We start from the raw sequence: 14,284 nt of genomic DNA, 5'->3' as shown, positions 1-14,284 counted from the left end.
TCAATAAATTTAAAATATTTTATGCCCCATTTCGTGAAATGACGCATAAGTTTCGCTCTGAAAAATTGTAATATAGCATCGTCAACCAAAGAAAGCTTATGGAAAAACCTGTCGTTTCGATCATTATTGCATCGTTTAATTCGCGCAACACAATACTGAAAACCCTGAAATCGCTGTTCCGGCAAACCTATCAGGGCGTTTATGAAATTGTGGTTGTCGATAGCTCAACTGACGGCACCGGCAATCTTATTCGACGGGAATTCCCAATGGTTCGGTTGTTCACCTTTTCGGAGCGCAAATTTCCCGGCGATGCCAGAAACTACGGAATACGGCAATCTACGGGCGAAATTATTGCGTTTATCGATGCGGATTGCATCGCCGATTCACATTGGATTGAAGAAATTGTGCTGGCACACGAAACGCCGCATCCGGTTATCGGCGGCGCTGTGGGCAACGGAAATCCCGAAAGTTATGTAGGCTGGGCGTATTATTTTTGCGAATTCAGCCAGTGGATGCCCAACTTTCCCCGCCGCGAAATGGCGGAAATTCCCACCTGTTGCCTTTCTATCACCCGCGATACGTTTAACAATTACGGTCCGTTTATCGAGGGCGTTTACTGTTCGGACAGCGCATTTCACTGGCGAATCGCCCGCGACGGTATCCGGGCGCGATTTGTGCCGTCGATTATGGTTTCGCACATCAACCTCACCAGCTTCAGAAAATTTCTGGCGCATGCGCCATTCCACGGAAAAAGTTTTGCGCAAATGCGCTGCCGGCAACAGCAGTTTTCCCGTAATCGACGGCTGGTATTTGCACTCCTCTCCCCTTCCCTGCCGTTTTTGCTGTTCGCCCGAACTGCCAAACGGGCGTTTCAAAATCGTGTTTACCTGCAGCAATTTATCACGTCCAGCCCTTTGATTTTTCTGGGGTTAGCTGCGTGGTCTTTCGGTGAATTTCTGGGCTATCTCAATCCGGAGCAATAAATGTTTTCCCAAAGAAATTGGTTGAACGGCAGCGCGCTGATTTTCCTCGGCGAAGCGCTGGCTTTACCCACCGGACTGGTGACGGCGGCATTTTTGAGCCGCCAATTTGGTCCCGCCGGATATGGTTATCTGGTGCTGGCTGCAACGCTGGTGTCGTGGGTGGAGTGGAGCGTGACCTCACTATTTTCCCGGGCATCGTTCAAATTGCTCAGCGAGCAGGAAAACTGGCGACCGTTTGCTGTTTCGATTTTGCGTTTGCATTTTTTGATCGGCGCTGCATGTGCCGGTGTTTTTTGGGTTTCGGCAGATTGGATTGCCGGTATTGTCAACGAACCAGAACTCGCTAAATATTTAAAATTATTTGCTTTAGATATCCCTGTTTTTTGCCTGGCACGCGGCTATCGAAATGTGTTTATCAGCACCGGACGATTTAAACCACGCGCCTCTGCAGCCGTAATTTATTGGATCGGGCGATTGTTTTTCGTGATTTTGCTGGTGTGGCTCGGTTATTCAATTGCCGGAGCAATTGCCGGAATTATAGCTGCATCAGTCATCGAACTGGCAATTGCAGTGCGTTGGCTGAAACTGCCGATTTGGCGACAAACCTCGGTGCCGTTGGGCACATTTTGGCGATACAGCGTGTTGCTGTTTTGGTCGGCAACTGCCCGGCGCATTTACCAACGTGCGGATTTGCTGGCGCTCAAAATATTCAACGGCAGCGCAGCGCAAGCCGGATTTTACGGCGCTGCCCAAAATTTGCTGATGCTCAGCACTATTTTCATGACCTCGATTTCACCATTGCTGATTTCAACCGTGAGCAACATGCTCAGCAAAAATCGTCATTTGGAGGCACAATCGACAGCACGGAACGCGTTGCGGCTGGCGCTGGGATTGCTGCCGCTGGCGGCGATCGTCGCCGGTTCGGTTCACGAAATTGTGCCGTTTGTGTTCGGCAGCGAATTTACGGATGCCGCACCGGTTTTTCAAATCCTAATATTCAGTGAGATAGCTGCAATTCTCATTTCTCTGTCCACAGCGCTGATGGTTGCAAAAGGTTTCCCAAATTGGAGCTTGTTTTTAAATGCTGCTTTGATTCTGTTGGTGCTGCCGGGATATTGGCATTTCGTACCGCAATTTGAAATGATCGGCGCAGCAAGCGTAACAACCGGCGGATCGCTGATCGGCGCGATTGCCGGCATGTGGCTGGTATCCCGGTTGATGCCGGGAATTTTTCCGCTGCAATCACTATTTCGCAGCGCGATTGTCACCGGAATTTGTTTCTGGTTGAGTGAGATTTGGGTTGCGGAAGCCTGGCAACTGCTGATCGAATTGCCGGTTTTGGGGGTTTTGGCGGGTATTTTATTTGTGATTTTCGGAGAAATTTCACCAAAAGAGCGGCGAACAATCGTTCGCCAAATCAGCGTGACATTTGGGCGTTAAGTAACACAATATCAATTGTTTACGGATTTTTCACAACCATTGAATCGGGCAATGCCACAACCACTTCGCTATCGCGAAAAATCAAAACCGGATCACCGATATTTTTCATTCGGACAATCATCTGGACAGGCAGTTTGCGGTCATTCACTTCCAAAATTTCCTGCTGAAAATCAGGCTCTTCGATCACCATTCCTTTGCTAAAAGCAATTCTCTGCAAATCCGTTCGTTTCGGAAAAAAGTAATGCGCACCGGTTTGGAAAAGCGCCAATTCGTATTCATTTTCACCGGTTTTGTGGGCAACCTGCTTCCGGAAATCATCCTCGCTTGCCAGCGATAAGTAGCTGATTCTTTTAACACTTACAGAATCGGAATAATTAAATTCATGGCGCAACCGGAAATTGAGGAACGATCCCAGACCGAACATATTTACCGGCACTTCGGCAAGCTCGCCGGGTACATTCAGCAGGTAGCAACTACGCAGTTGCTTCTCCGCAATTGTGGCTGCAACTTTTCCGGTGTATTCGCGGGAGAGGTTTCCCGCTTCGATCCAGCGGCGTTGATCTGTCATTAAAAACATAGCGTAAATCCAGCAAACCAACAACACACCGCCATACGAAAGCACAAAAATACGTCGTTTGGAGCGATTGGCCAAATACAACAAATACGCCAAACCCAAACAAATTCCCACCGACGGAATGTATAAATACCAGCGCATCACCAATCGCAAAACGGGCAAAAGTGTGATCAAAGTGAACATCAGTGTAAAAAACAGCAATCGCGAACGACGAAACAATCCGGCAGAAAAAACCAGCACCAAAATAGCGGCTATCGCAGCCACTGCAAACGCCATCGGGTTTGCCTGAAAATATTGCGCAATTTCGATGTGCCCGCCGGGAATTACCAATAATCCCAGATAAATTGCCAAATTTTTGAATAACAGCAGCGGATTTGCCAAATTGTGGTCGGCATTGGAAAACGCCGCATCACCGATGTTCAAATAGCGAAACACCAGATATGCGATCAGCACCAGCCAAAAAACAGAAGATAGCCGAAATGCTTCTCTCACTCTGACCCTAAAGTGTCCTTCCTCAAAAACAAAGGCATATACCAGCGCAACCAGCGGCAGAGAAACCGCCATTTCTTTGGACAATAAAGCGAGAAGAAACAACAGGATAGATGCAAAATTGTATCGCAAATCTTCGGTCTTAAAATAGCGGATAAAAAATAACAGCGAACTGATGTAAAAAATTCCGCAGATCATGTCTGTTCTGCCGGAAATCCAGAAAATATCAAGGCTGTGAATGGGGTGAAGCAAAAAGAAAAATGCGGCGCTGAGTCCGAAAAAACGGCTGCGAACCATCATAATCGCCAGCAAATAAACCGTAACACTCATTATAATGTGCAACACCAGATTGGTGATGTGGTATCCGGTGAAATTGGCGCCCCAGATCTGCAGATCGAGCCAGAGGCTGGCGATGGTGAGCGGGCGAAAATAGCGATAATCCAGCAGGGTTACATTTTTTGCCGCATGTTCGATGTGCCCGATATTATCGCTGACAAAATAAATATCCAGCGATGGATACAACACCACAAGTCCAATAAAAACAATAGATAAAATACTCAAAATGTTATATCGTTGCGTCATTAATTCCGGCTTTTCACGTTTCAGATTTCCAATGCGACAGCATTTTTCAGCGAACAAATATCAAATCAGACCAGTATAAAAAATAATTTTCAAAAAGACCGAAGTTTTTTTACTTTTCAGGGATATTTTCAGAAAAAACAATCGACGATCGGAAAACAACTCAATGAGCATTTCGCGATATAAATTACACCTGATGATTTGGATTGCTGCGGCGCTGCTCCAGTTTGCCGCACCAACAGTTGCCGAAGCCCAAAATCGCACCCGCGAAACCATCGACAGCTTGCGCTGGGGTTACGAATACAATTCTGCGGAAGCGTATCGCCGGGCGAATCAGGCGCAACATTTGGACAGCACATACTATGTTGGCTATTTGATTGAAGGCTACCATTTTTCCGAACGTGCGGAGGAACTTTCCGGGCTTGCCAAAGCGGTTCCGCCGCTGCGAAAAGCAATCGATTTGTTCGAAAAAGATTTCGGGCGGCTGCTGAAACGCCGGATCGACGGCGAAGCTATTTTTGGCGGCGCATGGCGCGATCTGCTCAAACAGCTCGATTATTACGACCTTTCCAATCGATTAATCAACACGTACATCACACTGGAACAGCCGGATTCCGCATACGCGGCATCGCGAAGGTTGCTCAGCAAAAACCTCGTTTTCGATTTTCAGTCGCTGCACTGGATTTCCTGGCTGTATTTTCGATCGCGAATTTACACCAGCGAAAAATACGGTTTTCTGCGTGACAGCATCGAAGAAAATATGCAGGAAGCCGTCGCTTATTCCGACACGATGGAAATGCGTTACAAAAAGAATGTAGGGTTTATCCGCCGGGAAATTATGGGCGTTTTCGTGCCGAACACGCCATTTTACAACGCATTCAACAGCTCGTTTATCGAAGGCCCGATGAGCACGCTGGCCAACACGCGCGGCATTTTGTATGGCTATAATTTGAATCCGGAGCTGGCTGCCAGCTATTTCAAAAAAATGCCCGGCGATGATAATCTTGCGAAAAACGTGAATCTCGGCTACACTTACCTTTCCGCGGTGGATTTGCGCGAGGCTGAAAAATATTTCTCCGATGTGCCGGATATGGGATCGCGCAGTCGCGGCGGGCATTGGCAGGGATTTTCAATTGTGCAGGTCAGCAAAGATACACCGTTCGCCGGTGCAGCGCATCTACAGGCGGATCGCGACAGCCACGGTTACACCATCGGCTACGGCTGGGATAACCTCTGTCTCGCCCGGATGTATCTCTACGCCGGACAACTGGACGAATGCGCCAGCGCGCTTGCCAAAGCGGAAAATTTTAAAGAGGTGCATTACAATACATCCTTTCGCGAAGATCAGTATCGGTTTATGCTAAAAACATTGCAATTGATGCTCACAAATGCCCGGCTGAAGGCAACCAAATTCGAGAATAAAAATAACTGGATCGCCTTTGATTGGTGGAAACGCTTCCCCGGATTGACGCTGGAAAAATATACGATGCTCTATCGGCTGGCCAACGAAATGGCAGATAATCCCGAACGCGAAATGGTTTTTTATCGCCCGTTTCACTCCGAATCGATCATCAGTTTTGACGAGCTCTGGTTCATTATTCAAAATTACAGCACCAATTATTTCAAAAAAGTGTTCAGCGAAGATGCCCAAACCGATCCGCGCGAAAATGTGGATCGCTATTATCGATATTTTAGCGGAATGCTGCAGCGGGAAGATGGCGAGTCGGAAAAAGCATACGACACACTCACCGAAACGCTCAGCGACAGCAAATTGGACAATCAGTACGAACGACTGCTGATCGCCAGAATCCACCAGAACGCCGGCGAAATTGCCGCAGAAGAAGGCTGGCAACCGCAACGGATTTTTCACACGAACATGCTGTATCAAAATTATCCTGAGCTGGTGCCGTTTTCCGGTTTGCAGATGGCGTTCCGGCTGAATGTGAACGAATCGCTGGCGAACGAAACCCACTGGCAACATATCGAAGATGACCTGCACGATTTCAACATCAATTGGAATGCACCGGAAAATGAAAATTGGCCGGAGGTGCAGATCGCCCAAAATGGCGACAGCCAATTGCAATATCAGGTTATCGTTAATCGCGAAGTTTTTACGCAGGGAATTGTGGAGATATCGCAGCCGGGAGCAGCAAAACGGTTAGTTTACGCGTTATTTCGTATCAATCGAAAATAAAAAGACTGAATCAATTCGACCGGATTTCCGTTTGAAAAGGAGATCAAAAAAGGAGACAGAAAAATGGCAGAACCGGGTTCCGGCGGAAATGTGATTGCGGCATTGTGTAGTTTGTTTATTCCCGGATTGGGTCAATTATTGCAGGGTCGCGCGTTGCGCGGATTGGTTCATTTTGTGTTGGATGTGCTGCTGTGGCTGGTGTTGTTAGGCTGGATTATGCATTTGTGGTCCGCATACGAAGCAGCGAAATTTCGGGCTTGATTATTCCTCGTTTTTCTCCATTGCAGTGCGTTCTGCAGCATCTTTATCGCGACGGGCTTCGGCAATTTGCCACGGTAAATCGATAAACAAATCCTGCCGGGGAAAATTTATAACCATCGAAAATGCGCCGATTACAAAATAAATATGAAAGTTGATTGCCGGGCTAAATGTCAACCAATAACTGGCAACGCCTACCAAAATTATTAACATTCCCAACAGCCAAACTGTGGAAAATTTGGCTTTCCAGACGCGAAAAATATTACGAACCACATCTGCGTCAGAAATATCGGCTTGATGCTGAATGGCTTCTGCAACAAATGTTCGGGCAAATCGCAGCGAAAAAAACTGCCGTTTGATTTGCAGGATCACCACCGCCATCAGGATTGCGATGATAAACCCACCCAAATCGATATTTTTAACATACGCTGCCATTTCCGGTTTAACCGACGGATGAATGGACAGCAAATGCCAGACTGCCAAACCGTAAAATAAAGCTGCCGGCAAAAAATACATTTGCCAATGCATCCGTAACTCTTTAATTTGCTTGCGGATAGGTTGTTTTAAATAATCACGTTTAATCATTGTTCTACCGTTTTTGCCAAAAATCTAAACATTTTGTATCGGTTTATCAACCGGAAATAGATTTGCCAACTTTTGTGCACCAAAATTCTTCACAAACCTTTAAAATCCGTTGATTTTGGTGGTTAAAGAGTTTATTTTTATATCTTGTAATCAAATAGGGTTCCTTTTATGAAAATCATCCTTAATTTTTTGAAGATTTTCATCTTTATAATTGCACTGTATATTCTCGCGAGCAACAGCAGTCAATATGTAACGTTGAATCTTCTAAATCAAACAATTCCGCAAGTCAGCCTGTTAGCGGTTATTTTGGTTTCTGTAACCATCGGCGCGGTAATCGGTGCGATTTACATGGCTTTTTCCGTGATTCAACACCAATCAGAAATACGCGAATTAAAGCAAAAAAACAGCCGTTTGATGACCGAACTGGAGAATTTAAGAAATATTTCCATCGATGAAATACCAGAAGATGCGCTTTTACAATTAAACGCAGCTCAATATTCCGGAGAAAAAACAGTCCAACAGGATGGCACAAATGGGTAATGCCCCCGTTTTTGAATTCTTCGTTTTGATGATTGCCGTTGGTGCAATTGCGTTGGTTTACTGGTTTTCCCGCAAACAGAATGTAACTCCGGTTCAAAAAAGCACCTACCTTGAAGCGTTGGAACACCTTGTTGACGGTAACGATCGCCTGTCCATCGAAAAGCTGAAAGAAACGGTGCGCAACGACACCGAAAATGTGGAAGCTTACCTCCGATTGGGCGATGTCCTCCGCAAACGCGGATTGCACAGCAACGCAGCCAGGATTCATAAAGACCTGACGCTGCGCGGCGGATTGACTGCCGATTTCCGGGCAAAAATTTACAGAAGTTTATTCAATGATTATCTGGCTCAGCAGGATTTCAAAAATGCCGTGGAAGCGGCCGAAAAAGTGCTGGAATTCGATAACACGCCCGATGCCCATTTTTTGCAACAATATTTGCAATCATTGGCAACAATGAACCAGTGGCAACCAGCTTTAGATTTAATTCAGCGTTTCCGGGATAGTTTTCCGGATTCGATTGAAGAAAAAGCAGCACTTTTTTTGGTATTTTTGGGTATCGAACTTCAGGAACAAAATTTGGGAAAAGACGCCCGGGTTCGTTTTAAAGAAGCATTAAAAAAAGATAGCGGATGTTCGGCAGCACATTATTACCTCGGAAAATCTTATATTTTTGAGGATCGATTGGAAGATGCAGCCAAAATATGGAGTAAATTTTGTCAGCAATTTCCGCGAAAATCATACTTCGTTTTCTCAGAGTTGGAAAAAGTTTGGTTCGATCTGGATCGTTTTCTGGATGCAGAACGCATGTATCAGGAATTGTTCAACAACGATCGCAGTAATATTCATGCCGGATTAGCACTTGCACGAATTCACAGCAAAAAAGGTGAATTCGACATCGCTATGGAAATTATACAGCAATTGGAAGAGAAACTCCCGGATTCGCTGGAAATTTTGCGGCACAAAATTGAGCATCTCTATCAAAAAGGGCAGTATAAACAGGCGGCTACGCAATCAATGGCGTATTTCGAAACGGTTCACGGAACATTAACGCCGGTTTATCACTGCCAGGAATGCCAATATTCAACCGAAACCCCACAATGGATATGCCCGAAGTGCAAAAGTATCAACAGTTTTGGATTATCCTGATTCTGCTGCTGAGCTATTCTGTTGTTGGACAGGATGCCCGGGAATTGGCAGAATTGTATGCGCAAAATCGCACGGAAGAATTGCGCGAATTGCGCGACCGGCAGTCGATCCGCCCGGTTGACTGGCGAAATTTTGTTGAATCGTTATTTATTAGTGACGCAGAAGTTGCCACTCAAAACATGCTGGCAATTTACGGCAGCACCAGCGATAACCGGTTGCGCGGGTTTATCCGCGAGCGGATTTCCAATTTTTATTCCGCCCGCGGTTATTACGAAACAGCCCGTCGGATAGAAACCGACAACGATTTTATGGATCGCTTAGTCACACTCAATCGCGCCAGAAATCCGCGGTCGGAATCACCGGCGGATCGTGAAGATAGCCAGCCGATATCCAGCCAGCCTCGCTCCGGAGACGGCACCGGCGAAATGTTTGCTATTCAGGCAGGTGCTTTTACAACGCTGCAAAATGCCCGTCGCGCAACGCAAAAATATCGCCGTTATTATTCAACCACAAGAATTCTTGAGAAAGAAAAAGACGGACAGCCTCTATATATTGTTGTCGTCGGTGAATACAAATCTCGAAATCAAGCGGAAACTGCTTTACCCGAAATAAATAACCGGTTGAATTTGAAGGGATACGTTATCGAGTACTAATACAGGAGCTTTTTGCATGGAGATTCAAATTCTAAAAGAGATTCCTCTCTTTTCGGAGCTGAGCGAAAAAGATCTCGAAAAAGTGATGAATGTTGCCAGCCGGCAAAAATATCACAAAGACAACCTGATCTTGATCGAGGAAGAAATCGGCTCTACCATGTTTGTGATTTTGGGTGGTCGCGTTAAAATTTCCCGCATCAGCGATGATGGACGAGAAGTGATCCTCTCTATTTTGAGTGAGGGCGATTTTTTCGGGGAGATGTCGCTGCTCGATGGACAAACACGGTCGGCTAATGTTACGGCAATTGAGGAATCGGAACTGATGGTGATACGCCGGGAAGATTTTCTGCAGATGCTGCATGATTATCCCCAAATTGCTATCAATTTGCTCAAAGAGTTGGCACAGCGGATTCGCAAAAGTGACGAGCACATCAAATCGTTGTCATTGCAGGATGCAACGGGACGTGTGGCCAGTACGCTGCTGCGAATTGCCGAAGATTCCGGTTTGTTCCGGAAAGGTCAGGTAGAAATCAGTGAGTTGCCGCTGCAACAGGATCTCGCAAATATGGCCGGCACCAGCCGGGAAACCATTTCGCGGGTGATCAAGTCATTGATGGTTCAAGGGTATCTGAAAAAGCACAAGGGGAAAATCATCATTCTGGATTACGAAAAATTCAAGTCGATTTTTTCCGGTTAACAATTTTCAGGGGGATAGGCTTTGCCGGTGAAAATTTTGCTGACAGGTTCCGGTGAATCGCATTTACAATTCATTTCAAAAGCACTGGATCGTTCCCGGTATCATTTTGAATTTCTGGATTTTGAAGAACTTGAGCAAACATCGGCACTCCTTCCCAAAGTTAAGCTTATTATTTTAAACACACTTCCATTTCCCGAAAACCAATTCAGCCGTTTTGGTATTTTTCGAGAAATACCTGCGCTGGTGAACATTCCGGTTTTGGCGCTCGTACGCGATAAACCACCCAGGTTACGGTACAGGCTGGCTCAACTGGGCATCGAAGCATACCTGACGGTTCCCTTTGACAAACTAGATTTGCAACTGCATATGCGCAATTTATTGCGCTATCATTCGCTATTGAAAAAACAATCCCAATTGCAACAGGAGTGCGATCAGCTAAAATCGGGACTCAAACAGTATTCAATCGCTTTTTCACAGTCAACAGAGCAGAAAAAGACCTCGCTCCCCTATTCTTCCATTCAATCATTTTTGGAAAATCTCGCCCGGATTTGTGACGCCGATTGTGCCTGTGTTCTGCAACAAACATCCGATCATCAGGCGACTGTTGCAGCAAGCTCCAACCCGGAAATTCTACCGATCCAGCATTTTCACACGCAACGTGTGCCCGGGTTGATTAAAGCGTTGAGTTTTCCCCAATCGTTGCATATTCAGAGTTTTTCCGATGCTGGTACGATACCGGTCGATCTATCCGCGTTATCAAACGCGATGCCAAACTCGTTGTCGTTACATCCGTTTACTGCATGGGATCAATCATCCTGCATGCTCGGGATTTTCAATACAAACGGTACGCTGATCAGCGAAAGCAACCACAAGTTGGCAAAAATGATGACACCGTTAGTCAATTTTACGGCGGAATTTTCGCAACAGCCGGAAGATTTGAATGGCATAAAAACCCAGGTTCAGCAAATACAGCGATTTGGTGAACACCTGCTCGATCAGTTGAATTTTGGCATCGTTGTTGTCGATAAACAATTGTTTATTCGATACTTAAATGAAAATGCCGCAACATTACTGAACATCCGAATTGATCAGGCATTGCACCATTCTCTCGGTAATTTTCTGGATGAAGAAACTGTCGAGGAAATGCTTCAAACCGCCAATGATCCACCGGAATCTGACCGACCCGAAGTCGAATTACGCGATATTCAGGGCAACCGGATGGCTGTTGGTTTTACCGTACGCCCTTTCAAAGATTTTTCTGAGCAGGAAAACGGTTATATCATTTCGCTGAAAGACATCACCAAATCCAAAAAAGTGCAGGAAGAAATGCGCCGGATGGATCGCCTCGCTTCGTTAGGCGTGATGGCTTCCGGCATCGCTCACGAAATCCGTAATCCGCTGGCCGGCATCAAAGCAATGGTGCAAACATTTCAGGAAGAAATGGAAGAAATTGATTCGCGAAATGAATACCTCAACCGGATTATCCGGCTGGTAAATCGAATGGATGATCTGTTGCGCACCCTGTTTTCCTACGCCCGGCCGTCCAAACCCAACCGGCGATTTTATGAGATCGACCATCTGCTGCCGGATGTGCTCAGCCTCGTTCGGCAAAATCTGCGAAACAAAAATATCGAATACCTCGAAACCCGTGAAGAAAACCTGCCGCGAATTTTTGTCGATTCCGCCCAAATCCAACAAGTATTGGTCAATTTGCTGTTGAACAGCGTCGATGCAATCCAGGAAAATGGCAAAATTACTGTGTCTTTTCGCCAATATATATTGAGTGAGGCGGCTGATCCCAACCATCGTTTCCCTTATTCCGCATACGAAAAAGGCCGGCAGTTTTTGGAGCTTCAAATTTCTGACAATGGGTGTGGCATCCCGCCGGATATTTTGAAACAAATTTTCAACCCGTTTTTTACCACAAAATCGTTCGGAACCGGATTGGGGCTTTCCATCGTTTACCAAATCATGAAAGAAAACGACGGTTACATTTTTTTTGAAAGTGAAAACGGGCAAGGCACAGATTGCTATTTGTATCTGCCCGCGAAAGCTGATTAAATATATTCTAAACTATTATGAAAATTACACTTGGCACATCGTTTGACATTTTAGATTTACCGATAATCTACGGTTTTCAACACCTTCCGGCATTGGTTGACCGGGTTGAACTGGTTCAGAAAAGCAGCCCGGAAAGCTGTCAGGCGTTGCTGGATCGCGAAATTGAGGTTGCTATTATTTCTCCGGCAGATTATGCGCGGCACAGCAGCGAACTTTCAATTTTTCCGTCTGTTATTTGCGCATCGCAAAGCGCATCGAAAATGGCGCTGCTATTTTTTAAAGATAATCTGACAGATTTGCACAATATCGCGGCAAACAACGCAGACTCAAACTACCGAAATCTGGCGGAACTGGTGTTGAAAGAATTTTATGAAATCGATGTAAATTGGACGGAATTGGGCGATACAACCTCGCTGGAATCAATTTTCCGGCACAGCAATGCCTGTTTTTTGGAAGGGCAACTGGCAATGAAATTTGCGGCGTTAACAGACCGTTACATCGATATAGTTGAAGAATGGGGCGACAAAACGGAACAGCCGTTCATCCACAAAATTGTTGTGAAACACCGGGAATCTGATTTGCCGGACATGGAATCCTGGTTGATTCGATCATTGGAATTGGGCTGGCGAAATGTTTCCAATATCGCCAAAAAACTTGCCGAACCGCCAATCGACTGGTCGTTTTACTTTGACTTATTGAATAGTAATTTGTATTTTCGTGCTGACGAAGCCATTTGGGACGCATTGCGCCAATATTTTCAGTATCTGTTTTTTCATGGCCACCTGAACGAAATTCCCGAAATTCACTTGACCGAGTCACCAAGGACTGATTAGTGGATAAAACCAACAATAAATATGAACAGCTCTATTTAGAAGAAATTTCGCTGCTGCCGGAAGCGGATGCGGAAGCGTATATCCGTTTAAATTTGCGGCGAATTTTGGCGCATCGCCGTCAGTTCGATATTCCGGTTATTGCCATCGCAGGTGCGGAAGGCAAAACAACCACGAAACGAATGGTTTCTGCTATTTTAAGCCAACACATGAAATTGTTGGAAACACCGCCAAATTGCTCCACAGCTCACGGCGTAACCAGCGCGCTGTTGCGATTGGATGAGTCGCACGATGCTGCCCTGCTCGAAATCGGCGTTATCGATAACAAACAATTTAAACTGGCAGTGGAAGTAGCCGAACCCAACATCGCTGCTGTAACCAACATCGGCGAAGCGCACCTTGCGACACTCGGGGATAAATATTTGATCGCCGATGCCAAAACCGAGCTGATTCGCCATTTGCCGGAAGATGGCATCGCAGTGCTGAATATCGATGATGATTTGGTCAGCACACTCGGCAATTATGCGAAAACGCCGCGTATTATCAAATTCGGGCTGAATACAAACGCGCATTTTTACGCCAGCGATATCCACTACCACGGTCCGGCGGGCATTTCGTTTAAAATCAACGGGTATTACAATATCCACTTACCGGTTTACAGCTCCACATCCATTTATAACGCGCTGACCGCAATAGCCATTGCACGTTCGATGGGCATCGATTTTGAGGATATTCAACATGGGTTGGAAAAGCGGTTTTCGTTGCTGCGCCATCGCGGCAACCTGCTCAACGAAAAAGGGGTTTTCATACTCGATTACACTTATGATGCAACGGTAAACGCCGTTACGAAAGAACTTGAATCGCTAATTCAATTCAAAAATTTTGCAAAAAAATTGGTGCTTGTTATTGGTGATATTCGGTATTCAGGTCCGCGCTCGCGGTTGCAGCACCTTAAAATTGGCTACATTGTTGCGGCTTCGCCGATTGACACCGTGATTACGGTGGGAAAAAACGCCCGGCAAATTGCCGAAGGTGTTGAAAAAATGAATCACTCCCGAAAAAAAGATATCACAATGCTCGACCATCCAGATGAGCTGAAAGCGATTTTACCCAATCATTTGGAATCTGACAGTTGCGTATTAATGATGGGTAGCCGGGATTTAGCATTGTCTAAAGCCATTAAACAAATTTTTGCACCAGAGAGTTACATCAAACAAGTGGTTTGATGTATTGCTGCGCCATCCCGCACCATTT

The 14,284-nt window shown here is 45.8% G+C and carries 13 protein-coding genes; 11 read left to right on the top strand and 2 right to left on the bottom strand.

Annotated features, from left to right (window positions below; genetic code table 11):
- Nucleotides 1-98 precede the first annotated feature (98 nt).
- Nucleotides 99-983 (top strand): glycosyltransferase family 2 protein, encoded by an 885-nt coding sequence (locus H6629_21165; protein ID MCB9070294.1) that lies wholly within the window; start codon nucleotides 99-101, stop codon nucleotides 981-983.
- Nucleotides 984-2,423, top strand: coding sequence for an oligosaccharide flippase family protein (locus tag H6629_21160; GenBank protein MCB9070293.1), 1,440 nt, complete (start codon nucleotides 984-986; stop codon nucleotides 2,421-2,423).
- 19 nt (nucleotides 2,424-2,442) lie between these two features.
- On the opposite strand, the gene H6629_21155 is transcribed toward H6629_21160, so the two are convergent.
- Entirely contained in the window at nucleotides 2,443-4,068 is a 1,626-nt protein-coding gene (locus H6629_21155) for a hypothetical protein (GenBank protein ID MCB9070292.1), read from the bottom strand.
- 163 nt (nucleotides 4,069-4,231) lie between these two features.
- On the opposite strand from H6629_21155, the gene H6629_21150 reads away from it, so the two are divergent.
- Both H6629_21150 and H6629_21145 read left to right on the top strand, forming a co-directional pair.
- Nucleotides 4,232-6,259, top strand: coding sequence for a hypothetical protein (locus H6629_21150; protein ID MCB9070291.1), 2,028 nt, complete (start codon nucleotides 4,232-4,234; stop codon nucleotides 6,257-6,259).
- Between the two features lie 63 nt (nucleotides 6,260-6,322).
- On the top strand, nucleotides 6,323-6,520 hold the full coding sequence (locus tag H6629_21145; GenBank protein ID MCB9070290.1) for a hypothetical protein: 198 nt from the start codon (nucleotides 6,323-6,325) through the stop codon (nucleotides 6,518-6,520).
- Here the strand turns inward: H6629_21145 and H6629_21140 are convergent, their stop codons facing one another.
- A complete protein-coding gene (locus H6629_21140) occupies nucleotides 6,521-7,045 on the bottom strand; it encodes a hypothetical protein (GenBank protein MCB9070289.1) in 525 nt (174 codons plus the stop codon).
- A 225-nt stretch (nucleotides 7,046-7,270) separates the two neighbouring features.
- Here H6629_21140 and H6629_21135 point away from each other — a divergent pair, with 225 nt between their 5' ends.
- From H6629_21135 to H6629_21105, 7 genes are read left to right on the top strand one after another with little or no spacing between them, the layout of a single operon-like run.
- Nucleotides 7,271-7,642: a LapA family protein gene (locus tag H6629_21135; protein MCB9070288.1), complete on the top strand. Its 372-nt coding sequence runs from the start codon at nucleotides 7,271-7,273 to the stop codon at nucleotides 7,640-7,642.
- Nucleotides 7,635-8,789 carry a tetratricopeptide repeat protein gene (locus tag H6629_21130; protein ID MCB9070287.1) on the top strand — a complete coding sequence of 385 codons (1,155 nt, stop codon included), beginning with the start codon at nucleotides 7,635-7,637 and terminating at the stop codon, nucleotides 8,787-8,789. Before H6629_21135 ends, H6629_21130 begins: the two co-directional genes overlap by 8 nt.
- Nucleotides 8,756-9,442, top strand: a complete 687-nt coding sequence (locus H6629_21125; GenBank protein MCB9070286.1) for an SPOR domain-containing protein — start codon at nucleotides 8,756-8,758, stop codon at nucleotides 9,440-9,442. The genes H6629_21130 and H6629_21125 overlap by 34 nt, the downstream gene beginning before the upstream one ends.
- Before the next feature lie 16 nt (nucleotides 9,443-9,458).
- Complete coding sequence (locus tag H6629_21120) at nucleotides 9,459-10,139, top strand: Crp/Fnr family transcriptional regulator (GenBank protein MCB9070285.1); 681 nt, start codon at nucleotides 9,459-9,461, stop codon at nucleotides 10,137-10,139.
- Nucleotides 10,140-10,160: 21 nt separating this feature from the next.
- A complete protein-coding gene (locus H6629_21115; GenBank protein ID MCB9070284.1) occupies nucleotides 10,161-12,200 on the top strand; it encodes a PAS domain-containing protein in 2,040 nt (679 codons plus the stop codon).
- 17 nt (nucleotides 12,201-12,217) lie between these two features.
- A complete protein-coding gene (locus H6629_21110) occupies nucleotides 12,218-13,033 on the top strand; it encodes a hypothetical protein (protein ID MCB9070283.1) in 816 nt (271 codons plus the stop codon).
- Nucleotides 13,033-14,256, top strand: coding sequence for a UDP-N-acetylmuramoyl-tripeptide--D-alanyl-D-alanine ligase (locus H6629_21105; protein MCB9070282.1), 1,224 nt, complete (start codon nucleotides 13,033-13,035; stop codon nucleotides 14,254-14,256). Before H6629_21110 ends, H6629_21105 begins: the two co-directional genes overlap by 1 nt.
- Nucleotides 14,257-14,284: the final 28 nt, after the last annotated feature.

The organism is Calditrichia bacterium, assembly GCA_020634975.1.
GTDB lineage: Bacteria > Calditrichota > Calditrichia > RBG-13-44-9 > J075 > JACKAQ01.
The sequence above is the reverse complement of the archived record's forward strand: the minus strand, read 5'-3'. Positions and strand labels throughout refer to the sequence as shown.

Bases quoted from the DNA above. Each gene is read 5' to 3' on its own strand.
- H6629_21160 (MCB9070293.1), top strand. From the start codon at position 984: ATGTTTTCCCAAAGAAATTGGTTGAACGGCAGCGCGCTGATTTTCCTC.
- H6629_21140 (MCB9070289.1), bottom strand. From the start codon at position 7,045: ATGCATTGGCAAATGTATTTTTTGCCGGCAGCTTTATTTTACGGTTTG.
- H6629_21110 (MCB9070283.1), top strand. From the start codon at position 12,218: ATGAAAATTACACTTGGCACATCGTTTGACATTTTAGATTTACCGATA.
- H6629_21120 (MCB9070285.1), top strand. From the start codon at position 9,459: ATGGAGATTCAAATTCTAAAAGAGATTCCTCTCTTTTCGGAGCTGAGC.
- H6629_21165 (MCB9070294.1), top strand. From the start codon at position 99: ATGGAAAAACCTGTCGTTTCGATCATTATTGCATCGTTTAATTCGCGC.
- H6629_21135 (MCB9070288.1), top strand. From the start codon at position 7,271: ATGAAAATCATCCTTAATTTTTTGAAGATTTTCATCTTTATAATTGCA.
- H6629_21145 (MCB9070290.1), top strand. From the start codon at position 6,323: ATGGCAGAACCGGGTTCCGGCGGAAATGTGATTGCGGCATTGTGTAGT.
- H6629_21130 (MCB9070287.1), top strand. From the start codon at position 7,635: ATGGGTAATGCCCCCGTTTTTGAATTCTTCGTTTTGATGATTGCCGTT.
- H6629_21155 (MCB9070292.1), bottom strand. From the start codon at position 4,068: ATGACGCAACGATATAACATTTTGAGTATTTTATCTATTGTTTTTATT.
- H6629_21150 (MCB9070291.1), top strand. From the start codon at position 4,232: ATGAGCATTTCGCGATATAAATTACACCTGATGATTTGGATTGCTGCG.